Consider the following 26,515-nt stretch of genomic DNA (forward strand, 5'->3'; position numbering starts at 1 on the left):
TTTGAAGAAAATAAAAAGAAAAGAAGTTTTAAAAGAAAAATGGTGCTGGGCATAATCCCCAACACCAAGTTTGTCTACAGTCTGAAACCACCAGTTGAACTGGTGGCTGCTAACTATGTTTATGTTCTTTATCTGTAAAGAGCGTGTGCATGAGGAAAGTGCTGATGGTACAGGAGAGCAGGTATCTTTTGCAAAAGGTCTTGTAGGTCTTGTGAAAAACAAATACTGGATGCTTATGGTTGTAAGCCTTTTCGCTATGTATTTCATGATGTCCTGCTTCTTTGGATCTGCCGTTTACTTTACTATGTACAATATGGGAAGCGACAGCTACTATGCAATGGTTTCCAACCTGCTGTCCATTTTCCAGATCATCACTTTGTTTATTACACCATTTATTATGAAAAAGGTGAGCAAACGCTACCTGTTCATGGCTGGTATGGCGATTGCAACTGTTGGATTTGTGCTTTCCGGTCTGACTACTTCCTACACCCTGATCTGCCTTTCCTCTATTATTAAAGGAATCGGATTTGGCTGCGGCGGTGCCACTATGTTTGGATGCCTTCAGGATGCTATCACCTACGGTGAGTGGTACAACGGATACGGCACAGCTGGAATGGGAAATGCAGCTTCTTCTTTCTGCATGAAGGTTGGCTCCGGTATTGGAACCGCAGCACTTGGCTGGATCCTGGCAGCTGGCGGATTTAATGCCCAGCTTGAGACACAGAGCGCATCTGCACTTGCTTCCATCAACGTAGCATTTGCATGGGTTCCGGTGATTACCTCTGTGATTTGTGTTGTGTGCATGCTTTTCTTTGACGTAGACAAATATTATGGAAAAGTTGTGGAAGATCTTTCACAGGGAAAATATAGAGAGAAATAAAAGGATAGGTGGGCATAGCGAAGTAAATTGCTATTTAGTGTGCTAAGTTCCAGACAGTACACAGCGTTCGGGCAATGGGTATTACTCCAGCGAACCATTTCAGGCGCGCCCTTAGCGTAGATGAAATCCAGCGCTTACGAAGACTTAGGAGTGACGGCTCTCCGGAACTCCTTAGTCGCAGTTAGCGATTAGTTCATCGTAGCGTTGCGCTGGTGAGTGAGTAATACCCATTGTCCGAATGCGTCTCTCCTGAAGAACTTTTAATCCACAAAATAGCAAATTGACCTTCTATCCGGTCTGGCGTATAATGAGACGAAAAGATATCTGGGAGGAATTTTGATAAAATGACAACAAAATACGAGTTTAGAAATATTCGCCCCGAGGAGGTCGACCAGGCGATTCAGATCGAGCAGATCTGTTTTCCGCCAAATGAGGCATGCTCGGCTAAGAGCATGAAGGAGCGGGTAGCAAATGCGCCGGAGACATTTCTGGTTGCAGTAGACAAAGAAACAGGGAAGATTGCAGGCTTCCTAAACGGCGTGGCAACAAATGAGGACGTATTCCGGGATGAGTTTTTTACGGATATTACACTTCACGATCCAAGCGGAAAAAACATTATGCTCCTCGGTCTCGACGTGCTCCCAGAGTACCGACATCAGGGGCTTGCCCGTGAAATCATGTCCCGCTATGCGGCAAGAGAGCAGGAGAAAGGCCGCAAATGCCTGTACCTGACCTGCTTGGATAACAAAGTAGAGATGTACAAAAAAATGGGCTACACCGACGACGGAATCTCCGGTTCCGTGTGGGGTGGGGAAGAATGGCATGATATGAGCAGGAAAATCAGATGATTCGGCTTCAGGATATTGCGGACATAGCGGGAGTGAGCAGGACTACCGTATCAAATGTAATAAATGGCAATACGAAAAGAGTTTCCCAGGAAACCATTGATAAAATAACGGCAATCCTGAAAGAACAGAATTATGTTCCGCATATGGGATCCGTTATGCTGTCCGGACATGGTTCCAGGATCATAGGCGTGGTACTTGGTTTTGCCCAGGCCCATGGAATGTATTCCCTGCAGGACTCCTTTGTAGGAGAACTTGTAGGAACCATTCAGATGGAAGCTGAAATGAAAGGATACTATGTCATGCTGATCGGCGGGGAGAATATCCAGAACGTGGTGGATATTGCTTCCAGATGGAATGTAGAGGGACTTATTATTTTGGGATATAATGATGAAAGATACCGAAAACTGTCCAGAAAGCTGAACAAGAAAACGGTTCTTATTGATGCTTATCCGGCAGGGGAATACTTTTTTCAAAATGTAGGAGTGGATGATTATTCCGGTGGTTACCAGATCGGAAGTTACCTTTATTCCTGTGGCTTTGATAAAGCACTGTTCCTTGCAGAGACAGACATTGACAGTGATTACAGCCGCTGGATGGGCTTTAAGCAGGCTATGGAAAAAGAAGGAAAATTCTGCAGCCGCACCCGCCTGATCGTGATCCCGGGAGAAAGAAACCGTCGTATCCAGAAATATAAAGAACTTCTTCCGCGTTTTCTGCAGGTAAAAGCAGTGGCGTTTTCCTCAGATTATGCAGCAATTGAGGCCATGAACTTTTTGTCAGATCATGGAATTAAGGTTCCGGAACAGGTATCTGTTACCGGCTTTGACGATAGTATCTATGCTCGAATGGTCCGTCCAAGACTTACAACCGTTCATCAGGATGTAAGCCAGAAGGCACATTTGGCATTCAGTCGCCTGCTTCGGATGGTGGCCGGGGAGCAGTTGAAAGAGTTTAATATAAAAAGTCCGGTATACCTTGTAAAAAGAGATTCTGTGAAAACATGAATGTATCACTTAAAAGAATTTGAAGAGAAGACAGTCAGACTTCAGCGCCTGGCTGTCCTTTTTATATAATAGGAAATTCTGTTGGGAATTCCTTTTGCATAGAGAAAATAACTTGCATGAAATCCCTGTCATCTGGAAAAATTATAAGATAGGGTGGGAGCAGCATAACTGGGGCACAATCCGGGTATCAAATGAGTGGCAAAAGACCTTTTGCCACTCATATCAAAATATGCAATATGCACAAAAGACAAAATAAAAGTTTGTCTATAATTTAAGTTTCTCGAGAAACCTGTTGATTTTGTAGGAAAGCTGCGATATTATGAAGCCACCGGAAGGAAAGCAGGACAGACGTGTCCGGAAAAGCTTTCAAATAAACAAGTGCTGCGCAGCCTTCATAGTAAAAAATGGAGGAAAGATAGATGAACAAGAAACTTATTTGCACATTAATGGCAGGTACACTGCTGGTTGGTACAGTTACCGGATGCGGCAGTTCCTCGGAGGGAGATTCTTCTGCAAAAGGAACAGAACTGGAGCTCTTTTCCAGTAAGGCAGAGAACAAGGATATTCTTCAGAAGCTGGTAGACAAATTTAATGAGACACATGAGGACGTGACAATCAAGATTACAGCTCCGGCAGATGCGGGAACTGTATTAAAGACCAGAATGGCGAAGAACGACATGCCGGATATTGTTGCAATGGGCGGTGACAACAACTATACAGAGGTGGAAAGTGCCGGAATGCTGGTGGACTTAAGCAATGAGAACTATATTTCCAACATCCAGGAATCCTACCTTCAGATGGTATATGATGTAAATAAGGACAAAGAAGAGAAAGTATACGGCGTTCCTTACGCAACAAATGCTTCCGGTGTCATTTATAACGTTGACAAATTCAAAGAATATGGCATTGAGATTCCAAAAACATGGGACGAATTCATTGATGTGCTCGAGAAACTTCAGGATGCAGGTGAACAGCCACTTCTTATGACATACAAGGATGCCTGGACAAGTAACTGCCCATGGAACAGTATTGCATCTGACCTTGCTCCGGAAAGCTTCAATGATGACCGTAAAGCCGGTAAGACCACATTCGTTGGAACCCACGAGGAAATTTCAGAAAAATATCTGAAGCTTCTTGACTATGCCCAGGATGATTTTATGGGACTTACCTATGATGATGGAAACAAAGCTTTTTCAAATGGAGAAGCTGCCATGATCATCAATGGAAACTGGGCAGTCAACCAGTACAAAAATGCAAATACAGATATCAATGTGGATATGTTTGCATTCCCGGCTTCAAATGATGAATCCCAGAATTATGTAACTTCTGGTGTAGATGTACTTCTTGGTGTATGCAAAGACAGTGCAAATGAAGAAGTGGCAAAAGAATTTGTATCCTTTATGCTTGAACCGGAAAATGCAAAAATGTACATTGATGATCAGTTTGCTTTCTCAGCCGTAAAAGGTGTAGAGCAGGAGAATGAGACAGTGGCAGGTGTGAAAGAAGATATTGCAGCTGGAAAGGTTGCCAACTTCCCAGATCATTACTATCCATCCGGATTTGACATGTCCGCGCTTCTGACCGAAATGTGTCTGAACTATACAAACGGAATGGACAACGAAGAGAACATAAATCAGTTCCTTGCACAGTGTGATGAGAAATATGACATTGCAAATGTAGATTGATCTATGTGACGGATGGAAAATACAGGCGAAAGGTGAAGAACGTGAACCGTCACCTTTTGAACCGTATAAATTGTAAGGCTGCTGGTTACTGGGTGAACAGCAGCCTTGTAAGAAAATAAGGGAGGATTCCATGAAGAATAAAGCCCCACGGAAAAAACCTGCTGTTAACCGGGTTTACTACATTTATGTAGGAATTCTTGCAGTTCTGTTTTTTACTTTCCACACCATTCCATTCTTAAAAGGTGTTCTGTACAGCTTTACAGACTGGAGAGGATACGGAGAGTGGAATTTTGTAGGACTTCGAAATTATATCCATATGTTTTCTGATGTGGATACAGGAAATGCATATTTGTTTACATTCAAATTTGCGGTGATCACCACCATACTGGTAAACGTGATCAGTCTGATACTGGCCTGTGCATTAAATGCAAAGATCAAGTTTAAAAACACGATCAAAGCTTTTTATTTCCTTCCATATATGCTGGGAAGTCTGATCGTAGGATTTATTTTTAATTATATTTTTGCAAACCTGATTCCACAGCTGGGAAAAGGCATTGGAATCAAAGCTTTAAGTGTAAATATTCTTGGAACCAATCATGCCATCTGGGGAATTGTTGCGGTATCCTTATGGATTGGATGTGCTTTTAACACCCTGATCTACATTGCAGGACTTCAGTCCATCGACACAGATGTATATGAGGCTGCTGACCTGGATGGAGCGACCGGCTTCAAAAGATTCAGCAAGATTACATTCCCTCTGCTTGCACCATCTTTTACTATCAATATGGTACTTTCCGCGAAAGGCTATCTGATGGTTTATGATCAGATCATGGCTATGACAGAAGGTGGTCCGGGAACCAGTACAACATCTATTGCAGTATTAATTTACAAAAAAGGCTTCGGAGGCGGACAGTTCGCCTATCAGTCAGCCAATGCAGTTATGCTTTTTGTGGTAGTGGTATTGATTTCCGTATTCCAGCTGCGTATACTTGAGAAGAGGGAGGAAAAATTAGGATGAAACAGAATACAGTGAAAGTAAAAGTAAAAGAGCGTTACAACTGGCCTGTTACGATCCTTCTGATCATTGGAATCGTACTTGTCATCCTGCTGCCCCTTTATATGGCACTGATGATTGCCATCAAGGATCCAACAGATATGAACAGCATTCTGGCACTGCCAAGAAAAATCAGACTCCAGAACTTTGCAGATGCCTGGGTAATGACAAATTTTCCAAGAAAGTTTTTTAATACAGCGTTTATCACAGTTGTGAATCTGTTTTTCACACTGATCACAAACTCTTTTGCTGCTTATGCCATTACAAGAAACCGGAAAAAGAGCAAATTCTTTTCCATCATGTATTATTACTTTATCAGTGCCATGTTTATACCATTCCAGGTAATCATGCTTCCGCTGGTTGTGCAGGCAAATGCTTTTCACCTGGATAATATTTTGGGAATTACATTCCTGTACATTATTTTCGGTCTTCCTATGAATACGTTCCTTTATACAGGGGCAGTAAAGGCAATCCCGGAGGCACTTGACGAAGCAGCCATGATTGACGGGGCAAATCCGATCCAGATTTTTTCCAGGATTATTTTCCCGGTTCTGAAGCCTACTACAGCTACAGTAGCGATCCTTTCCTTCATGTGGACATGGAATGACTTTACCATGCCATTGGTACTGTTAAGTGATGAAAGCCAGCAGACACTGCAGCTTGCCCAGTATGTATTTAAGAAACAGTTTTCTGTTGATTATAATCTGGCATTTGCTTCTTATCTGCTTGTTCTGCTTCCAGTGCTGATCGTGTATATTTTCTGCCAGAAATGGATCATGAATGGTGTAGTGGCCGGTGCAGTAAAATAGAGAAAACAAATATGCGCCATGAGGATATTTCACTACGGTTATGTGCCGGGTAAGAATATTCTTTGGGAAAATAAATATAGAATATTAGGAGGACAGCCGGGAAATGAAGAAGAACTGGTGGAAAGAAAGTATTGTATATCAAATCTATCCCAAAAGCTTCAATGACAGCAATGGGGATGGAATTGGTGATATCAGAGGAATTATAGAGAAACTTGATTATCTGAAAGAGCTTGGGGTAAATATTCTGTGGATCTCACCAATGCTGGAGTCCCCACAGGATGACAATGGCTATGATATTTCAGATTATCGCAAAATCTACAAAGATTATGGAACCATGGAGGATTACGAGGAGCTGCTTTTACAGGCGCATGAGCGTGGAATCAAGGTGCTGATGGACCTGGTTGTAAATCATACTTCCGACGAACATCAGTGGTTCCTGGAGAGCAGAAAGTCCAAGGATAATCCGTACCGTGACTATTACATCTGGAAAAATCCGGTAAACGGAAAAGAGCCAAATAACTGGGGTGGTGCATTCGGCGGTTCTGCATGGGAATACGACAATGAGACACAGATGTATTACCTGCACCTGTTTTCCAAAAAACAGCCGGATCTGAACTGGGAAAATGAGAAAGTGCGCCAGGAAGTTTACGATATGATGAAATTCTGGTGTGACAAGGGAATCGACGGCTTCCGTATGGATGTGATTAGTATGATTTCAAAGGATCAGGCTTTCCCGGATGGAGAAGTGAAAAGCGGCCTGTATGGGGATTTTGGCCCGTACAGCGTTCACGGTCCGCGGGTCCATGAATTTTTACAGGAAATGAACCGTGAAGTTTTGTCCAAATATGATATCATGACAGTTGGGGAAACCTCCGGTGTTACCATTGAAGAGGCACAGAAATATGCAGGGGAAGACAGTGGCGAGCTGAATATGGTGTTCCAGTTTGAACATGTAGAAGATGCTTCCCCACATGCGGAGTTTGGCAAATGGACCACTGACAGATATGACTTTAAGGCTTTCAAAAAGACGATGATCAAATGGCAGGAGGAACTTCAGGGAAAAGCATGGAACAGTCTTTTCCTGGGAAATCATGACCAGCCAAGAAGCGTTTCCAGATTTGGAAATGACAATCCGGCATACCGGGAGACTTCTGCAAAAATGCTGGCAACCTGCCTCCATATGATGCAGGGTACTCCTTATGTATACCAGGGCGAAGAGCTTGGCATGACAAACGCATATTTTTGTAAGCTGGAAGATTATAAGGACATTGAGAGCATTCAGTATTATACCGAGCTGACAGATGCAGGGCTTATGGAGCCGGAGTATATGATGAAATGTCTGATGCTTCGAAGCCGTGACAATGCAAGGACACCTATGCAGTGGGATGGTTCTGAAAAAGCAGGCTTTACAGATGGAGAGCCATGGATTAAAATAAATCCGAATTGTAAAGAAATCAATGCCGCCAGCCAGCTGGATGATCCGGATTCCATTTTCCATTATTATCAGAAGCTAATCGCGCTTCGCAAGGAGAAAGAGATTATTGTGTACGGCGAGTTTGAACCGCTTTGCCGTGAGGATGACCAGATTTTCGCATATATGAGAAAGCTGGATGAGGAAAGACTTCTTACAGTATGCAATTTCAGCCAGCAGTCGGCAGAATTTGAAGTTCCTGCAGAATTTGAAGGTTCAAAGTGCCTGATCACAAACCTTGGCCGAAAAGTATTTGCGGGCAAGGTCGTGCTGAAACCTTATGAGGCATTTGTGTTATATAGATAAACAGGTTACTGGACGCGAAGCAGACAGCAACATAAACAGACTGAAAGGGGCAAAATTTCTTGCCCCTTTTTATGAAAGACGAGGAAGAATGTTATGATTAGAAAGTTCAGATACGGCGCTCCTTTTGATACGGAGGCAGTAACAGAGAAGATTGAAACAGCAAATGATGCTTTCCCTTATGGAAAAATCAGTCTGGAAAAGGGCTTTGATTTCACATATGTGATGGATGAGGATGATATTGTCTATGGACTTGGGGAGACCAATCGTGGAATCAACAAAAGAGGTTACTGCTATATCAGCAATTGTACCGATGACCCAAACCATACAGAAGATAAGCGTTCTTTGTATGGCGCCCACAACCTTATTATCGTAAGTGGAAAGACAACCTTCGGTCTATTTTTCGATTATCCGTCTGAACTGACCTTTGACATTGGGTACACCAGAATGGATACCCTGAAGGTGACATGTGCAGATGCAGATCTGGATGTGTATGTGATCGGGGGTGAGTCTGCTTATGACATTGTAAAGCAGTTTCGTCATGTGATCGGACGCAGCTATATTCCGCCGAAGTTTGCATTTGGCTTTGGGCAGAGCAGATGGGGATATACCACCAAGGAGGATTTTCGCAAGGTGGCAGCCGGCTATCGTGAGAATCACATCCCTTTGGATATGATCTACATGGACATCGATTATATGGATTCCTATAAGGACTTTACTTTGAATCCGGAGAATTTCCCTGATTTCCCGGATTTTGTAAAAGAGATGAAAGACCAGGAGCTTCGTCTGATCCCCATTATTGATGCAGGTGTAAAAGTGGAAAGCGGCTACGATGTTTACGAGGAAGGTGTGGAAAAACGATACTTCTGCCAGCGGGAGGACGGAAGCAATTTCGTGGCAGCCGTATGGCCGGGAGACACTCATTTTCCGGATTTCCTGAACAAAGATGCCAGAAAGTGGTTCGGAGATAAATACAGCTTCTTGATCAATCTGGGAATTGAAGGCTTCTGGAATGATATGAATGAGCCTGCCATTTTCTATTCTTCAGAGGGAGTGGAAGAGGCAAAGAAGCTTGCTGGTGAATTTTCTCAGGACAAAGAAGGCAGGATTCCTGTTTGGAAAATGCAAGGTAAGCTAAATGATATTGCAAACAATCCAGAGGATTACCGCAGATTTTATCACAATATAGATGGAAAAAAGATTCGTCACGACAAGGTACATAACCTGTTTGGCTACAATATGACAAGAGCGGCAGGTGAGGCATTTGACCGCATTGACCCGGAGAAGCGTTTTCTGATGTTTTCCCGTTCTTCCTATATTGGAATGCATCGTTATGGCGGAATCTGGATGGGAGACAACAAATCCTGGTGGTCACACATTCTTCTGAACCTGAAAATGCTGCCATCTCTGAATATGTGCGGATTCCTTTACACAGGAGCGGACCTTGGCGGATTTGGCGCGGATGCCACAAGAGACCTGGTGCTTCGCCATATGGCACTTGGAGTGTTTACTCCTCTTATGCGCAACCATTCCGCAATTGGAACCAGGGAACAGGAATGCTATCAGTTTGAGAATATTGAAGATTTCCGAAATGTGGTAAATGTAAGATACCGCCTTGTGCCCTATCTGTACAGCGAATACATGAAGGCTGCTTTAAATGATGACATGTATTTCAAGCCCCTTGGGTTCGTCTACCCGGAGGATAAGATGGCTGTCCGCGTGGAAGACCAGCTGATCCTTGGAAATGAGATCATGATCGCACCGGTCTATGAGCAGAATGCAAGAGGACGTTACGTTTACCTGCCGGAAGAAATGAAGTTTGTGAAATTTCTGGCAGACGGAAGCACCTCAGAAGAGGTTCTGGAAAAGGGTGTTCATTATGTGGAAGTTGCGTTGAATGAAGTGCCCCTGTTTATTCGAAGCGGTAAGTGTATTCCGGTTGCAGAGGCTGCGGAGTGCGTGAAGGATATTGATACTTCCATGCTTACCATGTTAGGATATGAAGGCAGCAGTTATACTTTGTACGAGGATGATGGTGTGCATAAGGAGTATGATAAGGCTGAGAATTATAGAGAATTGAAAAAATAAAGGAAAAATTTACTTTGAGTGTGTTAAGGTGACAGGGTTACTGTTCACAACCTGACCCAAAACCGGAGCTGGACATCAATTTCCAGCTCCGGTTTTTTCAGATACCATATCGATAACCCACACCAACAGGATCAATCCCAGCATGATCGCACCAGCTTTTTCCCAGGCATATTGATTCATGGAAAAAATAAGGGGCGCTCCGATTCCGCCTGCACCTACCAGGCCGAGAACGGAAGCTTCGCGGATGTTCACATCGAACCGGTAGAGGATGATGGAGGTAAAAACAGGCTTCAGCTGTGGCAGAACACTGTGGCAGATGGCTGGAAGAGGACGGCCGCCCATGGCCAGCAGCGCATGATAGGGACGAAGGTCCAGGGCATCTAGTGCTTCTGTAAACCTTTTGGTGAGAAGTCCGATACTGCACACGGCTAATGTCAGCACTCCTGTGAAAGCTCCCGGCCCGGATATCCGGATGAAGACCAGTCCATACACCAGAAAGGGCACTGAGCGGATGGCCATGATCACCAGGTTAAAAAAAACGGATACAGGAGCTGGCACAAATCGTTTCGTATTCAGAAAAGCCAGCGGTGCAGATACAATGGCTCCGATCACAGTTCCAATAAAAGCAATGCACACGGTTTCCAACAAAAGATATCCAAGTCCGTCTTTTTTTGCAGAAAAAAAGAAGCTCCAGTCCGGATGGAGAAAACCTGCGAACATATTTCGTAAAGTCTGTGGACTGGTCCGGGAAAAATCCGGTGGGGAAAGAGTAAACGTGCAGATTAGAAACAGGGCGGCAAGAAACAGAAGCAGTAGCCTGGCCTGCTCTTTTTTTATCATGCGCTCTTTTCGAATCAAAGCTGCCAGATACCTGCTGAAATATTCAATCACACACACTGTGAGAAACAGCATCAGCAGAATGGCTCCAACCTTGTCATACTCCAGCCAGGAAATCTTTTCATTGAGAAGCAGCCCGATCCCGCCAGCTCCCACATATCCCAGAATAGAGCTGTGCCGTACATTGGTCTCCAACAGGTAAAGGGCATTGGTGAGAAATCCAGGAATGATCTCTGGTAAAATTCCATGGATATAAGCTGTATATTTCGAAGTACCCATCGCCCGAAGTGCCTGATACGCTTTTTTTCCGGCGGCACTGGCATCTTCATAGGTAAGCTTTGTCATAATGGCAAAGGTATATAAGGTGATGGCAAAAGTACCTGCAAATGTTCCAAGTCCGAAAAGAAAGGTAGCAGTAAGTGCCAGGATCAGGGCTGGAAAAGAACGGAGAATCTGGATCACAATTCTGAGAATCCTTCGCATTACAGCTGGAAATTCTAAGTTTGCAGCGCCAAAAGGCGAGAGTACAAGGGCAAAAAAGGTACCAAGTACCGTTCCGGTAACAGACATCTGAATGGTGTAAAAAAGCGGCAGCAGGATCTTCTGGATATAGGAAAAATCTGGCGGGATCATATCCACGACCAGGTCAGTGAGGTGGCTCCTTCGTTTCCAGAAAGTCACAAGGTCACAGCCTGTGAAATTTGCTGCAAGGAAAAATAAAATCAGGAAAGAAACTGGAACAGCAAATTGTATCACAAAGGAATATTTGCTTGTTTTGTTATCATTCATAAGCGACACCTCGCTTATTCTCTGGCATGGTATCCTTTTTGTTATAAATCTGTCTGGTGATAGAATCAGTCAGATCAGCTGCCTTACCGTCAAATACAACCTCGCCATTTTTCAGACCAATAAGCCGTTCGGAGAACTCCTTGGAGAAATCCAGATTATGGCTGTTCATTAAAATGGTGACACCATCCGCCTCATGAATACTCTTCAGCAACCCTAGAATCTGTCTCCCGGTAACTGGATCAAGAGACGCCACCGGTTCATCTGCCAGCAGGATCGCCGGATGCCGCATAAGTGCTCTTGCAATTGCTACCCTTTGCTTTTGGCCGCCAGACAGATTTTTAACCGGTTCGTCTGCCTTTTCCAGAAGCCCAACCCGATCCAGCAGTTTCAGGGCTTCTTTCTTACGTGATTTTCCATAAAGTCCAAATACGCCCTGGAAAAATCCCATATCAGGAAGCCCGGCAGTCAGCACATTTTTCAGACAGGTAGAATTCTCCACCAGGCAGAAGTCCTGATAAATGGTTGCAATAGATTTTTGCAGTTCACGTTTTTTCCTTCCTTTTAGGGAATGAAAGCGCTTATCATCCAGAAGCACCTGCCCTCTAGTGCAGTCCATCATTCCATTGAGAATGCGAAAGAGCGTCGTCTTCCCCGCACCCGAAGGCCCGATCACCGAGACAAATTCCCCCTGTGAGACGGAGAAATCCACATCTGCCAGGGCTTTTGTGCCATTATGAAATTCTTTTGCGATATGCTGAATCTGTAAATTCATAGATAATCCTGCCTTAAATATGATTTTGTTGCTATTTAATGCGCTAAGTTTCAGCCAGTACACAGCATTTGAGCAATACCCATTGTCCGAATGCGTCCCTTTTCAAGAACTTTTAACCCACTAAATAGCAATTGCCGGGACTTAAAAGCCCCGGCAACATTTTATTCCATAGATTTCAAGAGCTCCTGCGCCTCGCGTTCGCCATCGTAATTGGAGTCATCGCCCCATTCATATCCAACCTGGCTGAACACGCTGATAATATCTTTTCCTTCGTCCGTATTCGCAATCTCAATAAAAGAATCTCCAAGCGCCTGGCGGAAATCTTCATCCTGCATAACTTCAGAAGTCTTGCTGTAAGCAATCATATCATTGTAAATCTTATCCGTAACCCCGATCACACCAGTCTGGTTCACCATATCATCTGTGCCGCCGAAAGTCTCTTTCCACTCCGGCGCATATTTGGTACGGATATGTCCATAAGAAACCATCACATCAGCCTGTCCGGAAGCCAGACGTGCAAGAGAAGTGGTATAAGAATCAGACTCCACCGCATTTGCCAGATCGCTGATTCCCTTGCCATATTTCTCGTTCAGCCATAGGCTTGGATAAATATAACCGGAAGCAGAAGTCGGTCCCATAACAGCCCAGGTAGCGTCGTTCAGATCATCCCAGGTAAGCTCCTCGCCGTTATTTACCTTTTCCAGCAAAGCCTGTCCCTTTTCGCTTGGACCAGCCAGAATGATAGAACGGTAATAGGTAGACATCTCATCTGTATTCTCCTCTATGGTACCGTCATTCCAGTCCTTCGGGTCATCGGAATCCTTGTTGATTCCATAGCGGAGTGCAGTAAGAAGAACGTCACAGTCATCAGAGAAAAGTACGTAATTTCCGCCGGAAATAAATCCGATATCTGCGCTTCCCGCACTTAAAGCCTGGCCAACAGCGGTGTAGCTTGTACCTACTGTCATGTCTACGTTCTCCACGTCATAACCCTTGGCGAGAAGTGTCTCCTTCAGTAAATCTTCCAGCGGCTCTGTAGCAGTGGTGATGGTGTCGGAATCTGCATATGGGGAAAATGCAATCTTCAGAGAATCAATGGTTTTGGTGTCTTTTGCAAAAACAGTGACAGTGCTCCCAACGGTAAGTCCCAGGCATAATGCCAGGGAAAGTGCGGATACAATGTGTTTCTTCATAGTGAAATACCTCCATGCTTTTGTTTGATAAGATAATGTGTTACTACGCATTTGGAATATTCCGCAAAGTGAATTGCTGCGGATAAAATGGGCAGTAACTTTATTTCTGCTGGAAGTCGGTTATAATAGGAAAATACCAAATTTCACATGATGACATGTTTGGAAACGGATTTCCCATTATTCTTATCTGCGTAAACAAAAAAATACATGCCTCTCAGCATGTATCGAAAATGACTTTCGAGCAGATGCTGACAATCCACCTGAAAAAACAGGTGAACAGGTTTCGGTCGATCCTGACGGGATCCTCTCAACCCGGACCTACGGGCTCCCTCGCAATCTGGTTTTCGTCATCACAAATCCTGACCGCAGCACAAGGGCGCTCCCCCCGGCACTGCATTCCGTTAACCGGGTAAATTGTACCATACCTGCCCTGGAATTACAATAAAAAAATCCGATAAAGCATTTGCAAGACGAAGCAGTTACATCGAAACTAGTTGACGTAGTATATGTTTTTGTGATAAAAGATATCCCCCGCAACAGATCAAATTTAAAGTCTGTTACGGGGATATCTGTGTATTAAGAGTTACCAAAAGTGCAAAACGCTATGATTTTAACCTGTTATTGTGGAAAGCCTGCAATTATTTAATTGCATCCAATGCATTGGAAATATCCGCGATCAGATCCTCTTTATCCTCAAGTCCAAGGCTGATACGGATCAGCTCTGCCGGTACACCAGCTTCGATAAGCTGCTCGTCTGTCATCTGTCTGTGGGTGGAGGTAGCAGGGTTCAGGCAGCAGGTTCTTGCATCTGCTACATGAGTCTCAATTGCGCCAAGCTTTAAGTTCTGCATAAAGGTGGAAGCTGCCTCCCGGCCGCCCTTCAGACCGAAGGAAACAACGCCGCAGCCACCGTTTGGCAGATATTTCTTTGCTCTGTCATAGTATTTATTAGATGGAAGTCCCGGGTAATTTACATAAGCTACCTTCGGGTGGCTTTCCAGAAATTCTGCAACAGCCTGTCCATTTTCCACATGCTTCGGCATGCGCACATGCAGGGACTCCAGTCCAAGATTCAGGATAAAAGCGCTGTTCGGGGACTGCATGGAACCGAAATCACGCATCAGCTGAGCAGTACATTTGGTGATGAATGCCCCTTCTTTTCCGAATTTCTCTGCGTAGGTAATTCCATGATAGCTCTCATCTGGGGTGCAAAGCCCTGGATATCGGTCTTTGTGCGCCATCCAGTCAAAGTTACCGCTATCGATAATAGCACCGCCAAGTGCTGCGCCATGTCCATCCATATATTTGGTGGTGGAGTGGGTAACAATGTCAGCACCCCATTCAATAGGACGGCAGTTTACTGGTGTAGGGAAAGTATTATCGACTACAAGAGGAACACCGTGTGCATGGGCAACCTTTGCGAAAAGTTCAATATCCAGGACAGTAAGTGCCGGGTTCGCGATGGTTTCGCCGAACATAACCTTTGTATTCGGTTTGAAAGCTGCATTTAATTCTTCTTCTGTTGCGTCAGGGGAAACGAAGGTTGCGGTGATTCCCATTTTTGCCATGGTAACGGAGATCAGGTTGAAGGTTCCACCATAAATGGAAGAAGAAGCCACAATGTGGTCTCCGCACTGGCAGATATTAAACAGGGCCATGAAATTGGCTGCCTGTCCGGAAGAGGTAAGCATAGCCGCTGTGCCGCCTTCCATTGCAGCAATCTTGGCTGCTACATGATCACAGGTCGGATTCTGAAGGCGGGAGTAGAAATACCCCTCAGCTTCGAGGTCGAAAAGCTTTCCCATATCCTCGCTGGTATCGTATTTAAAAGTTGTTGACTGAATGATCGGGATCTGCCGTGGCTCTCCGTTTCCAGGTTTATACCCAGCCTGAACACACTTGGTTCCCATTCTGTAATCGTTCATTATGTTCCTCCTCATCTGGTAAAATAAGCTCCCTGTAGGGAAATGTTCACAGGGAGTAAGTACATAAAGCTATAATACCATTTTTATATAAAAATAACAATGGTGGAGCTGCTTTTTGTATAGAATAGGTGGAAGGAACAGTAGTAAATGAAGACTGTAGCTTTACGGAAAATTTTTTTCATGTTATCATGACTTATGCCATAGAAAGAATGGCCGTGAGAAAACGTCAGTATACAACCATTGCAATTCGAAATGGAATACAGCGTATTGATGTGCAGGAGCTGGTTTACGTGGAAGTTAGAGACCATGAATTGATTTATTATACAACAGGTGAGAGATATCGTATAGCCAATGACTTTTGTATCAACAGTAAATATACACAAAAACAAAGCTAAATAATATACAAAATGCACAAAAACAAACGATAAGAGAAAGCATAATTGAATAAAATATCAGATTACGTAAAAAAATGCTGTTTTTATGGATTAGAGGAAGCTTTTGCAGAAAAAGAATTTGATGTAAATCAGGATATGATCGATTTTTATTCCAATGATACCGCAGCCAAATACATGAGATTGGGCGGTTTCGGACAGCCTGGACACAGTCTTACACCTGGATTTGGTCCGATGTATGAAGAAAATAAGGATTATCCAATCGGAGAGATACCAGCCAGTGAATATTCTGATGAGCTGTTAAAAAGTGCAGATGATACAGCGGCTGTAGTTGTAATTTCAAGAGACAGCTCAGAGGCAGCAGACTATGAACCTGATATGGTAAATACAACCTCTGGAGACAGTTTTGAACGTCCATTAGCATTGTCTGAGTATGAGCGCCAGATGATTGCTCTTGCAAAGGAGCATAGCACAAAGGTGATTGTGCTGATAAATTATGAAACCCGTTATGAGGATTGTGTTCTTGGAAAAGGAAACGCAGATACTACAGAAGGCTCTTCTACCGGTGATGCATGGGATTATGCAGATGAGGTAAGTTACCCATTTGGATATGGCCTGTCTTATACAACATTCGAGCAGAAGCTGGAAAGTGTAGAGGTACAACCTGGAACAGTGGGAAAGGCTACGGTAACAGTTACGAATACAGGAGATGTTGCTGGAAAGGATGTGGCACAGCTTTATGTACAGGCACCTTACACAGGTCTAAAAGATAAGTAGAAAAAAGGAGCAGCCGTAAGTGGCTACTCCTTTTTTCGAGAGTCATCTTCAATGATGGTGGTGTTTACATCATCTTCATATAGACGCATCTGTACCTGCATAGGCGTAGGATCGTCGGTGAGCTTTATTCTACCGAAGTGGTTGAAGAAGAACAGGACACCAAGACCGATACCGAGAGAGTAGGAGATTTCCAGGACAGTATTGCCGGTTGTGGGCTGCCCGGTGACCTGGGTGTAGATCTGCTCAAATAGAGCGGGGATATCTACGTCATTGTTAAAGGTCATAATGGAAAAGCCTGCGCCGAAAAAGGTGGCAAGGCAGACGAAGATGACTTTGCACCATCTTATAACAATATTGACAGTTCCTTCTTTCTGATAGGTGATGATGAAGTTTGGTTCGCCAATATGCGTAATAGCAAGATCAGGCTCTTTGAGCTGGATATCATTTATAAGATCCATAACAGAAATCACATACCGGCCTGTCTTGTCCGGATCCAGGTTTGCTACTGGGAGAACCCTTAGGTGATTTAAAATTTTGGAATTGGTGCAGGATAGCTTGGCAATGTCCTGAAGATAGACATGGGAGTGATGAACCTCCACGTTTTCTTCGGTTTGGATGTATAGTGTGTCACTCATGAAATTCACTCCCATTACAAAAAATGTTGGTTACAGGCAAGGGTAAAGTACGTTGCTATTCTTTCATTTTCGGCTTAAAAAACCAGCTTGCCAGATAAGAAAAAATCAGGGCTGCAGAGACACCAGCTGCGCAGGCGGTGAAGCCTCCTGTGAAAAGCCCGATGACACCATCTGTGTCGATGGCTTCTTTCAGACCTTTCCATAGTGTATTCCCGAAACCAAGTAATGGCACAGCAGCACCGGCACCGGCGAAATCAATCAGAGGCTGATAAATGCCTATGGCGCCAAGAATAGAGCCGGTGCATACCAGAAGAACCATGACACGTCCGGGCATAAGTTTGGTTTTATCAAGTAAAATCTGGACAAGGGCGCAGATCAGGCCACCTACCCAGAATGCATTAAAATAGTCCATGGAATCATCTCCTCACAGATACAGACAAAGATAGTTGGTAGAGACAGATTATAATTAATACAGTACGGCTTATAGGACTGTAATTATACAGGAAGTACGCACAATTATTTAGTTTACTGCTTTTGATCTTTTTTTGAAACATGTTCTAATACTACAGCATGTGCAATCCCCGGAATGGAATCTCCCTCATTAAAACTTGTTTTGGAAAGCAATGCTCCTGTAGGAACAAAGAGCACCCTTTTCCAGGTTCCTTTTGCCAGTTCCGGCAGAATATAAGCAGCCAGCACAGATGCACTGCACCCACAACCACTTCCACCAGAATGAGTATCCTGTGTTTCACCATCAAAGATTAAAAGTCCACAGTCCTGATAAATGGACTCTATATCATATCCTTTTTCATTTAACAGATCCAGCAGGATCCGTTTTCCAACAGCTCCCAGGTCTCCGGTGAAGATTGCATCATAATCATCAGGTGTTCGGCCAAAGTCACAAAAATTTCGGTAAATGGTATCGCAGGCGGAAGGTGCCATGCATCCACCCATGTTCAGAGAATCCTTAAGTCCAAAGTCAATCAGCTTTCCAGTGGTGAGTCCTGTTATTTGAACACATCCTTCTTCTGAAATTAGCGGATCAGTCTTTTTCGGGATTTCTGGAACAGGCAAAGTTCCGGAGAGAATACAGGCACCGCTCCCGGTAACAGTCCATGTGGCTGAGAGAGGACGCTGGTTTCCGTAAGCCAGAGGAAAACGGAATTCTTTTTCTGCACTGGCAAAATGGCTGGAAGTGGCACAGAGAATATGTTCTCCGTATCCGGCTGCGACAGACATGGCGCCAAGAGAGAGTGATTCCCCTATGGTGGAGCATGCACCGAAAAGTCCGTAAAATGGGATTCCCATTCCGGCAATTCCAAAGGAAGAGGCGGTAGTCTGAGCCAGAAGATCACCTGCGAAGGTCATGCGGATATTCCCGGGAGTAAGCCCGGCTTTTCCAAGGGCTAATGTGGCAGCTTCTTTTTGCATGGTGCTTTCCGCAGCTTCCCAGGTAGCTTCTCCGAACATAGGCTCTTCGCAGACCAGATCAAATTTGCTCCCAAGAGGTCCTTCCCCTTCCTTTTTTCCAACTACAGAAGCACAGCTTACAACGTAAACCGGATTCTGAAAGCTCATACTGGCAGAACCGGTAAGTCTGGCTGGTGTCTGTGGATTCATGAAATCACCTCCATTATTTTCAGAATATAGTAGATCACTCCGGCAATCCAGGAACTCATGATTCCGTAAAGGATTACAGGACCTGCAATGGTGAAAATCTTGCAGCCGATTCCAAAGACCTGACCCTCCGTTTTATATTCAATGGCAGGGGCAGCTACGGAATTAGCAAAACCGGTGATTGGAACCAGACTTCCCGCTCCGCCAAATTTTCCAATCTTTGGATAAATATTAAATCCGGTAAGAATAACACTGATGAAAACCAGGGTAACAGAACACCAGGTACCGGCCATATCCTGGTCTAATCCTCTGGATTTTGCAAAATTTGTTATAATCTGCCCAACGACACAGATTACACCGCCTGTGAGAAAAGCCTTTGCCATATTCGTGGGAAGACTGTGGGTGGGGGTGATCTGTTTTACATAATCGGCATATTGTTTCTGCTTTTCTTTTGGTATGGAACTGTTCATAAATGCCTCCTGTAGCTATGATGAATGGAACTGCTTGTTTAGAGTACAGCAACCTTTTGGACTCTATTATTATGTGAAAAAATATATAAAATATACTTTCTTTTTAGCTGAATTTATACTATTATGATAGTATTGTTATAGTTATTACGGAAGATGCTGCTATTGCTTATAAACGGAATAGCAGTAGCTTTATATTATAAACCAAAGAAGAGAGGTACCTTATGGGAAAATATTTTATAGGGAAGGGAGTAAAGCTCCTTACAGAGGAAACTGAGAATAAGATCAGAATCTATAAGCTGGGACTGCTTCAGCAGGAATTTGGACATATGCCATGCATCAGTGGGAATGCATTTACTTTTCTATTGGCAGAAGAAGGAGAAATACAGTGTCAGATAAATCAGGAGAAAGTAGATCTGGAAGCTGGCGAGGCGTTATTTATCAATGCAGGACAGTCCTATCGTCTGGTCAGAAGTGAGAAGGAAAGCAGCAGTTTTTATATAATTGAGGTGGCTGGAGAATATCTGGCAACTGGAGATGAGAGCCTTCAGAATAAATATATTTCACCGGTTGCAGAAGCAGAATCATTCGCTTATTGCAGATTTATGCCGTCAGCTGAGGAAGATACAGATGAAGACATTCTTCTTCAGGCACTTCTTGCCGCTGCGCAGACAGCAGAAGGCAGGGATATGGCATATGAACTGGATATGAAGAGCTGGCTGTTCACTGCATGGGGAAGCCTTTATAAGAAATTTGCCCAGCCGCGTCCGGAATGTAAGAATGCAGTGATCAGAGAACGGGTGAAACTGAATCGTATGACAGGATATCTCACTGAGTATTGTAACGAGAAACTGACTCTTTCTGCTATGGCAGAAGCATGCCAGGTAAGCACTGGTGATTTTTGCCGTTTCTTTAAGAAACATATGGAGATGACTCCATTCGAATATTTGCAGAAATGCAGAATCTGGAACAGTATGGATGCAGTTCTGGATAAGACTGCTTCCATGGGAGATATTGCAGTGGAAAATGGTTTTGCAGGAGCAAGCTATTTTTCAGAGACCTTCCGAAAAGAAATGGGCTGTTCTCCAGCAGATTATCGGAAATGGTACCGGGGGCTGTCTGATGAATGTCCGATAATCACCGGAGAAAATAAAGAAGAAAGCGCCAAGGCGTCAAAGAAGGATAAAAAAGAAAAGTCAGGTAAAAACGTTCCTTCTTATTTATTATAGAAAATTAGCTGCATTGATTTTTTTACGCAATTCAGGGAAACCACCGTTTATAAAAATAATACAAAGATCCCAAAGCTTTTCCAAAGGCCACTGCGATCACGACCCATCGGATTCCATTGGTCAGTTTGATCCTTCTGGAAAAGATGGGAAAAACATCTGCCATCTCAGCAAGTGCCATGATCCATCCGCCCAGAAAGATACCAGAAAAAAGTCCATAAAGGAGCAGAGTAAAGGTTCCGCCTGGAATGTGCCAGCCATAGAGGAAAAAAAGATTACCACATATAATGCCAAGAAGCGTAATATCTTCATATAACAATATATGTTTTCCGGTATGAGTGATACCGGCATAGCGGGGAACGATGGAAAGACCGATAAGCAGTCCAACTACACCGCCTGCGATGATGATTCCAGAGCAGAAGCCAACTATGGATAGGAAAATTTGCTGGAGCATGGGTGAAATCTCCTTTCACGAAACGAACATGTCGCTGAGAAAAGTTTGTTGTTTTGCAACTATCATAACAACATTTAGTATGGAAAGAATCTTAGAAAATATGCGTTTTTTCTGTACATTTGTGAAGTTAAATAGTATAATAAAATGATACGTCAATGGAAAGAATAGGATTGGCGCAGATATTATTTGATAGAAAAGTTGAGTATAGAAAGATAGAGGATGTAAATCTGTGAATGTAAATTTAAAACAGCGGTTCCAGGAAATTCTGGAAGATAACCGGATACTGGAAGCGGAGCTTATGAGCAGGCATACTACATTCCGAATTGGCGGTCCGGCAGATTTCTTTCTGGTACCGGAGAATGCTGATGAGATAAAGAAAATCATAGCTGTTTGTAAGGAAAAAAATGTTCCGTATTTTATTCTTGGAAATGGAAGCAATCTTCTTGTAAGCGACAAGGGCTATCAGGGAGTGGTAGTACAGCTGTATAGAAACTTTGGACAGATCAGAGTTGAAGACAGCCGGATCTATGCCCAGGCAGGAGCTCTTTTATCTGGAATTGCCGCAGCTGCAAGAGAGGCATCGCTGACTGGCTTTGAGTTTGCAGGAGGAATTCCGGGAACCTTAGGTGGTGCTGTGGTGATGAATGCAGGAGCGTATGACGGAGAAATGAAGGATGTTCTGAAAGAAGTCACGGTTCTTACTCCAGAGGGCGGAGTCCTGACTTTGCAGGCAGATGAGCTTCACATGGGTTATCGAACCAGTGTGATAAAAGAAGCTGGCTATATTGTTCTGGAAGCTGTCATTTCTCTTGAAAAAGGTGATCAGGAGGAGATTCGCAGCCGTATGCAGGAATTAGCAGGGATGAGAACCAGCAAGCAGCCACTTTCTTATCCTAGTGCAGGGAGCACTTTCAAACGGCCAGAGGGCTATTTTGCAGGTAAACTGATCATGGACAGCGGATTGCGAGGCTATCAGGTAGGCGGTGCCCAGGTTTCCGAGAAACATTGTGGTTTCGTGATCAATACAGGAAATGCCACAGCGAAAGATGTTACCACGTTGATGTCTGACGTTCAAAGAATTGTTATGGAGAAATTTGGTGTGAAGCTTGAACCAGAGGTGAAGTTTCTGGGAGAATTCTAGATCCATGAAGAATCCTTTGGAATGGATTTAAGACACATAAGAGGCAGAAGAGTCCGTTTTACTGCTACTGGTCAGATTGTGAGCAGTGACACTGTTTTGCCCGGCAGGAGATAAATTATGCGATTTGTAATTGTTACAGGCGTTTCCGGCGCAGGTAAGTCTACTGTGCTGAAAATGCTGGAGGATGCCCACTATTTTTGTGTGGACAATCTTCCTATTCCATTGGTGGAGAAATTTGCTTCCCTGATGCTGGAAGTACATGAAGAGGGAGTTCAGAATGCGGCTCTTGGTATTGATGCCAGAAGCGGTCACTCTCTGGAAGAACTGGCACAGGTTCTGGATCATATGAAAGAAGCTGGATATGATTTTGAGATTCTTTTTATGGATGCAGAAGATTCCGTGCTGGTAAAGCGTTATAAGGAAACCAGACGCAGCCATCCGCTGGCCAGTAACGGCAGGGTAGATGACGGAATCCGTCTGGAACGCCAGAAAATGGATTTTCTTCGCAAGAGAGCTAATTATATTATTGATACCAGTCATCTTCTTACAAGGGAGCTGCGCCAGGAAATTGAGAAGATTTTTGTAAATAATGAAAAATTCTGTAATATGATGGTCACGGTTCTGTCTTTTGGGTTCAAGTATGGAATTCCGGCAGATGCAGACCTGGTATTCGATGTGCGTTTTCTTCCGAATCCATATTATGAGGATGAATTACGTCCCCTTACCGGTATGGATGAGAGCGTGTTTAATTATGTAATGGATAATGAGACTGCAAGGATTTTTGCAAATAAACTGGAAGATATGGTGGAGTTCCTGATTCCTAAGTATGCACAGGAGGGTAAAACAAGCCTTGTAATTGCAGTTGGCTGCACAGGGGGCAAGCACCGTTCCGTTACCATTGCAAGGGAGTTGTACAGCCGGATCGCCAGAAATGGTGAATACGGTTTTCGATTGGAGCACAGAGATGTGGATAAAGATCGCCTATTGAAAAAATAGAAAGAGGAGATCGCGGAATGTCTTTTTCAGGGATGGTGAAAGAAGAACTTTCCAGGCATATCGGCTCCGGAAGACACTGCAGGATTGCGGAACTGGCTGCAATCTTTACTTTCTGCGGCAGCCTGGAGGCTGGAACTGATGGGAGAAAATCCCTGCGTATCCAGACAGAAAATGAGGCACTTTCAAGAAAAGGCTTTACATTATTGCAAAAAACATTTAATATAGAGACAGATGTATCAAATTCCCGAATTGACCGTTTCAGAAAAGGAAATCTTTATTGTATTTCCATTATCGATCAGTTTTTAGTAAAGGAAATACTGGATTCTGCCAAGCTGGAATTTTCGGGAGTGAGCGGAGGGATGCCACTTGTATCCAATTCTATTGTGTATCAGAGGGATTGCTGCAAAAGGGCGTTTGTACGCGGCGCTTTTCTCTCGGCAGGATCCATCAGCGATCCACAGAAGGGCTATCATTTTGAGATTGTGTGCCCCAGTCAGGAGATTGGCGGGCAGCTGCAGGAAATTATCCGCAGCTTTCACATAGACGCCAAGATCGTGCTTCGCAAGAAGTCTTATGTGCTGTATGTGAAAGAAGGAGCACAGATTGTGGATATGCTGGCGATCATGGAAGCAAACGTTGCACTTATGGATCTGGAAAATATCCGCATCGTAAAGGAAATGCGCAATACTGTGAACCGGAAGGTTAACTGTGAGACTGCCAATATAAATAAGACGGTAAATGCTGCAGTGAAGCAGATCGAGGACATCAGACTTCTTGAGGAAAAGGTGGGTCTGGAAAGTCTGAATGAAGGTCTGGAAGAGATTGCAAAATTACGGCTGCAGTATCCGGAAGCAACACTTAAAGAATTAGGATTGATGTTGAACCCACAGGTTGGAAAGTCCGGAGTAAATCATCGGCTCCGAAAGCTGAGCCTGCTCGCGGATGACCTAAGGGAAAACAAGGAGGAGTTATTATGATTAAAAAGCCAATCACCATTCACCTGTCCACAGGACTTGAAGCCAGACCCGTTGCACAGCTGGTACAGGTGGCAAGTCAGTTCAACAGTGAGATCTACGTAGAAGTAGGTAAGAAGAAAGTCAATGCCAAGAGTATCATGGGTATGATGACACTGGGACTGGATGCCGGTGAGGAGATTACACTTTCTGCTAATGGTGAAGATGAAGAAGCTGCAATGAGCAGTATTGAACAGTATCTGAGCAACCAGTAATGGCTGCCATAAAAAGTGAGGATGGTTACCAATGTCTAAATTTCTTAAATTTATAGTACATTTTGTTGTGATATGCACCATACTTTGTGTGATTGCATTAGCGGTACCTCCGTTCTTCGGAGTGACTACCGAAATCCGGGACGACTCCACAGTCAAGTCAAACCTGGCAATGGGATCTGTTACATATGCAATTCCGGTTAAAACCGAAGAAGCAGCTCTGGGTACACCGATCCTTGTAAACGATGAGAATGATGCAGTTTACCGTTACACACTTGCAAGCGCGGATGTTGCAGGCGGCACAGGAACTGCCATGGATCCGACTATTTCCCAGGGACAGCCCATCAATGTGGCAATCGGAAGCTACCTTCCGAAAATCGTAGTGACGATTCCTTTTATCGGATATCTGATGGCTGCCACCAAGAGCATTGAAGGTCTGATCGTATTAGGACTTACCGTTCTTTTCCTGATCATCCTTTATGTGATCGCAGAGCTTTGGAAAAGAGATCCTGATGATTATGACGATGATTATCCGGAGGATACAGAGCCTGGATACGTAAAAAGCCGCAAAGAGCTTAAGCGAGAAGAGAAGCGCAAAGAGCGCGAATACCGCGATGAAGAGCGCGAGATCAAAGCTCAGGGCAAACGCAGCAAGAAGGAGAAGCGCAAGATCCGTACAGGCGGTTTTGTAGATGAGATTGATGAGGATGATTTCGACACAGAAGAAGAGGAACGTCCTGCAAGAACTGTACAGAGCGCAACCAGCGAAGCGCACGAGCTTCTGAAGAAGGAAGTTGCTGCGGCTACAGCCCAGAACCGTAAACCTGCTAAGAAGTCTGCCAAGCCAGCTGCACAGACGAAGAAAGCTGCTCCGAAGAAGAAAGCAGCACCAGAGATCGAAGAGGATGACGAGCCAGTAGAGATTAAGAAACTGGCAATCCCAAGATATTCACCGGCACAGCTTGCAGCCAAGGCAAAGAAAGAGGGAGATGCTCCTGATATTGTGAAGGACGAGATCACCAAGGTTACCTTATTTGATTATTCGGATATCTTTGCTGATGATGAAGATGATGATGAAGATTACTATGATGATGAAGATTAATTCATTATAATAAGAAGGAAGAGATACCAAATGGTGTCTCTTCTTTTCTTTTTAAATATTATGGAACTTTAATCTCGACCTCAACATCATCTTATAATAGGAAGAAACAGAAAATTTCATAAATAATCAACCTGAAATTGTATTGAAATTAGTACAAAAAAACATCTACATTTTTTGAAGAAAACACTTGCAATTTGCAAAAGCATTGTGTATACTAATATCTGCTGTGACATGATAGCGATGAAGCGCGAGGTTGCCGTCAAGTAAGACGGGTTTTCCGTGGAGCGAATGTCAAGTTAGGAAACTGACGACAAGTCACTGTACAAGTTCAATAGCCATCTAGGGATGGGACGTGTGAGAAGAAGGTTCGAAACAGGAATTTGTTTCAGGACACACACGGAGATGTGTACAGTCGCCGCTTGTCGTACTGATAGTGAGTACGAATAGGAGGAGACTTTTTTTATGGCAAATCAGGTAATGAGAATCACATTAAAAGCTTACGATCATCAGTTAGTAGATGCATCTGCTACAAAGATCATCGACACTGTTAAGAAGAATGGTGCAACAGTTAGCGGACCGGTTCCGCTTCCAACCAAGAAAGAAGTTGTTACAATCTTAAGAGCTGTTCACAAATATAAAGATTCCAGAGAGCAGTTCGAGCAGAGAACACATAAGAGACTGATTGATATCATTGCTCCAACCCAGAAGACAGTTGATGCACTGTCCAGACTGGAAATGCCTGCTGGTGTTCATATCGACATCAAGATGAAGGCAAAATAATTATTCTTGTAAATGCATAAGCATTTAGCTATTTATTATATGATT

At 43.9% G+C, this 26,515-nt stretch carries 26 protein-coding genes; 17 read left to right on the forward strand and 9 right to left on the reverse strand.

What is annotated here, in order from left to right; genetic code table 11:
• Window positions 1-115: 115 nt before the first annotated feature.
• The 8 genes from LIQ05_RS11690 to LIQ05_RS11725 all read left to right on the forward strand — a co-directional run bounded on the left by LIQ05_RS11690 (window position 116) and on the right by LIQ05_RS11725 (window position 10,142).
• Window positions 116-880: an MFS transporter gene (locus LIQ05_RS11690; RefSeq protein ID WP_226834098.1), complete on the forward strand. Its 765-nt coding sequence runs from the start codon at window positions 116-118 to the stop codon at window positions 878-880.
• Between the two features lie 344 nt (window positions 881-1,224).
• Window positions 1,225-1,728 (forward strand): GNAT family N-acetyltransferase, encoded by a 504-nt coding sequence (locus LIQ05_RS11695; protein ID WP_226820814.1) that lies wholly within the window; start codon window positions 1,225-1,227, stop codon window positions 1,726-1,728.
• Window positions 1,725-2,732 (forward strand): LacI family DNA-binding transcriptional regulator, encoded by a 1,008-nt coding sequence (locus tag LIQ05_RS11700; protein ID WP_226820816.1) that lies wholly within the window; start codon window positions 1,725-1,727, stop codon window positions 2,730-2,732. The genes LIQ05_RS11695 and LIQ05_RS11700 overlap by 4 nt, the downstream gene beginning before the upstream one ends.
• Window positions 2,733-3,151: 419 nt before the next feature.
• Window positions 3,152-4,417, forward strand: a complete 1,266-nt coding sequence (locus LIQ05_RS11705; RefSeq protein WP_226820818.1) for an ABC transporter substrate-binding protein — start codon at window positions 3,152-3,154, stop codon at window positions 4,415-4,417.
• Between the two features lie 130 nt (window positions 4,418-4,547).
• The gene (locus tag LIQ05_RS11710) at window positions 4,548-5,435 is read left to right on the forward strand and encodes a carbohydrate ABC transporter permease (RefSeq protein WP_226820820.1); all 888 of its coding nucleotides are present in this window, start codon (window positions 4,548-4,550) and stop codon (window positions 5,433-5,435) included.
• Window positions 5,432-6,280, forward strand: a complete 849-nt coding sequence (locus LIQ05_RS11715; RefSeq protein WP_226820822.1) for a carbohydrate ABC transporter permease — start codon at window positions 5,432-5,434, stop codon at window positions 6,278-6,280. The genes LIQ05_RS11710 and LIQ05_RS11715 overlap by 4 nt, the downstream gene beginning before the upstream one ends.
• 103 nt (window positions 6,281-6,383) lie before the next feature.
• On the forward strand, window positions 6,384-8,057 hold the full coding sequence (locus tag LIQ05_RS11720) for a glycoside hydrolase family 13 protein (RefSeq protein WP_226820824.1): 1,674 nt from the start codon (window positions 6,384-6,386) through the stop codon (window positions 8,055-8,057).
• 93 nt (window positions 8,058-8,150) lie between these two features.
• Window positions 8,151-10,142, forward strand: coding sequence for a TIM-barrel domain-containing protein (locus tag LIQ05_RS11725; RefSeq protein ID WP_226820826.1), 1,992 nt, complete (start codon window positions 8,151-8,153; stop codon window positions 10,140-10,142).
• Window positions 10,143-10,217: 75 nt separating this feature from the next.
• Here the strand turns inward: LIQ05_RS11725 and phnE are convergent, their stop codons facing one another.
• From phnE to LIQ05_RS11745, 4 genes are all read right to left on the reverse strand, one after another.
• Window positions 10,218-11,768 (reverse strand): phosphonate ABC transporter, permease protein PhnE, encoded by a 1,551-nt coding sequence (gene phnE, locus LIQ05_RS11730; RefSeq protein ID WP_226820828.1) that lies wholly within the window; start codon window positions 11,766-11,768, stop codon window positions 10,218-10,220.
• The gene (phnC, locus tag LIQ05_RS11735; protein ID WP_226820830.1) at window positions 11,761-12,540 is read right to left on the reverse strand and encodes a phosphonate ABC transporter ATP-binding protein; all 780 of its coding nucleotides are present in this window, start codon (window positions 12,538-12,540) and stop codon (window positions 11,761-11,763) included. The genes phnE and phnC overlap by 8 nt, the downstream gene beginning before the upstream one ends.
• A 161-nt stretch (window positions 12,541-12,701) precedes the next feature.
• Window positions 12,702-13,733: a phosphate/phosphite/phosphonate ABC transporter substrate-binding protein gene (locus LIQ05_RS11740; protein WP_226820832.1), complete on the reverse strand. Its 1,032-nt coding sequence runs from the start codon at window positions 13,731-13,733 to the stop codon at window positions 12,702-12,704.
• A 638-nt stretch (window positions 13,734-14,371) separates the two neighbouring features.
• Window positions 14,372-15,658, reverse strand: a complete 1,287-nt coding sequence (locus LIQ05_RS11745) for an O-acetylhomoserine aminocarboxypropyltransferase/cysteine synthase family protein (RefSeq protein WP_226820834.1) — start codon at window positions 15,656-15,658, stop codon at window positions 14,372-14,374.
• Between the two features lie 215 nt (window positions 15,659-15,873).
• Between LIQ05_RS11745 and LIQ05_RS11750 the strand changes: the two genes are divergently transcribed.
• Window positions 15,874-16,053: a hypothetical protein gene (locus LIQ05_RS11750; protein ID WP_226820836.1), complete on the forward strand. Its 180-nt coding sequence runs from the start codon at window positions 15,874-15,876 to the stop codon at window positions 16,051-16,053.
• Window positions 16,054-16,098: 45 nt separating this feature from the next.
• Window positions 16,099-16,827 carry a hypothetical protein gene (locus tag LIQ05_RS20670; protein WP_330633984.1) on the forward strand — a complete coding sequence of 243 codons (729 nt, stop codon included), beginning with the start codon at window positions 16,099-16,101 and terminating at the stop codon, window positions 16,825-16,827.
• A gap of 23 nt (window positions 16,828-16,850) precedes the next feature.
• On the opposite strand, the gene LIQ05_RS11760 is transcribed toward LIQ05_RS20670, so the two are convergent.
• The 4 genes from LIQ05_RS11760 to LIQ05_RS11775 all read right to left on the reverse strand — a co-directional run bounded on the left by LIQ05_RS11760 (window position 16,851) and on the right by LIQ05_RS11775 (window position 19,549).
• The gene (locus LIQ05_RS11760) at window positions 16,851-17,462 is read right to left on the reverse strand and encodes a stage V sporulation protein AA (RefSeq protein ID WP_226820838.1); all 612 of its coding nucleotides are present in this window, start codon (window positions 17,460-17,462) and stop codon (window positions 16,851-16,853) included.
• 55 nt (window positions 17,463-17,517) lie between these two features.
• Entirely contained in the window at window positions 17,518-17,874 is a 357-nt protein-coding gene (locus LIQ05_RS11765; protein ID WP_118581240.1) for a SpoVA/SpoVAEb family sporulation membrane protein, read from the reverse strand.
• 113 nt (window positions 17,875-17,987) lie between these two features.
• Complete coding sequence (locus LIQ05_RS11770; protein ID WP_226820840.1) at window positions 17,988-19,082, reverse strand: stage V sporulation protein AD; 1,095 nt, start codon at window positions 19,080-19,082, stop codon at window positions 17,988-17,990.
• Window positions 19,079-19,549, reverse strand: a complete 471-nt coding sequence (locus tag LIQ05_RS11775; RefSeq protein ID WP_226820842.1) for a SpoVA/SpoVAEb family sporulation membrane protein — start codon at window positions 19,547-19,549, stop codon at window positions 19,079-19,081. The genes LIQ05_RS11770 and LIQ05_RS11775 overlap by 4 nt, the downstream gene beginning before the upstream one ends.
• A gap of 221 nt (window positions 19,550-19,770) precedes the next feature.
• On the opposite strand from LIQ05_RS11775, the gene LIQ05_RS11780 reads away from it, so the two are divergent.
• Complete coding sequence (locus LIQ05_RS11780; protein ID WP_226820844.1) at window positions 19,771-20,775, forward strand: helix-turn-helix domain-containing protein; 1,005 nt, start codon at window positions 19,771-19,773, stop codon at window positions 20,773-20,775.
• A 31-nt stretch (window positions 20,776-20,806) separates the two neighbouring features.
• Here LIQ05_RS11780 and LIQ05_RS11785 read toward each other — a convergent pair whose 3' ends face one another.
• Window positions 20,807-21,226 (reverse strand): stage V sporulation protein AB, encoded by a 420-nt coding sequence (locus LIQ05_RS11785; protein ID WP_226820846.1) that lies wholly within the window; start codon window positions 21,224-21,226, stop codon window positions 20,807-20,809.
• Window positions 21,227-21,455: 229 nt separating this feature from the next.
• On the opposite strand from LIQ05_RS11785, the gene murB reads away from it, so the two are divergent.
• From murB to rpsJ, 6 genes are all read left to right on the forward strand, one after another.
• Window positions 21,456-22,367 (forward strand): UDP-N-acetylmuramate dehydrogenase, encoded by a 912-nt coding sequence (murB, locus tag LIQ05_RS11790; RefSeq protein WP_226820848.1) that lies wholly within the window; start codon window positions 21,456-21,458, stop codon window positions 22,365-22,367.
• 117 nt (window positions 22,368-22,484) lie between these two features.
• Complete coding sequence (gene rapZ, locus LIQ05_RS11795) at window positions 22,485-23,363, forward strand: RNase adapter RapZ (RefSeq protein WP_226820850.1); 879 nt, start codon at window positions 22,485-22,487, stop codon at window positions 23,361-23,363.
• Between the two features lie 17 nt (window positions 23,364-23,380).
• Entirely contained in the window at window positions 23,381-24,340 is a 960-nt protein-coding gene (whiA, locus tag LIQ05_RS11800) for a DNA-binding protein WhiA (RefSeq protein WP_226820852.1), read from the forward strand.
• Entirely contained in the window at window positions 24,337-24,591 is a 255-nt protein-coding gene (locus LIQ05_RS11805; RefSeq protein WP_118581220.1) for an HPr family phosphocarrier protein, read from the forward strand. The genes whiA and LIQ05_RS11805 overlap by 4 nt, the downstream gene beginning before the upstream one ends.
• Before the next feature lie 31 nt (window positions 24,592-24,622).
• Entirely contained in the window at window positions 24,623-25,690 is a 1,068-nt protein-coding gene (locus LIQ05_RS11810) for a hypothetical protein (protein ID WP_226820854.1), read from the forward strand.
• A gap of 462 nt (window positions 25,691-26,152) precedes the next feature.
• Window positions 26,153-26,470 (forward strand): 30S ribosomal protein S10, encoded by a 318-nt coding sequence (gene rpsJ, locus LIQ05_RS11815; protein ID WP_226820856.1) that lies wholly within the window; start codon window positions 26,153-26,155, stop codon window positions 26,468-26,470.
• The last annotated feature ends 45 nt before the right edge of the window (window positions 26,471-26,515 follow it).

It is taken from the genome of Blautia glucerasea (genome assembly GCF_020537505.1).
Classification (GTDB): Bacteria; Bacillota; Clostridia; order Lachnospirales; family Lachnospiraceae; genus Blautia_A.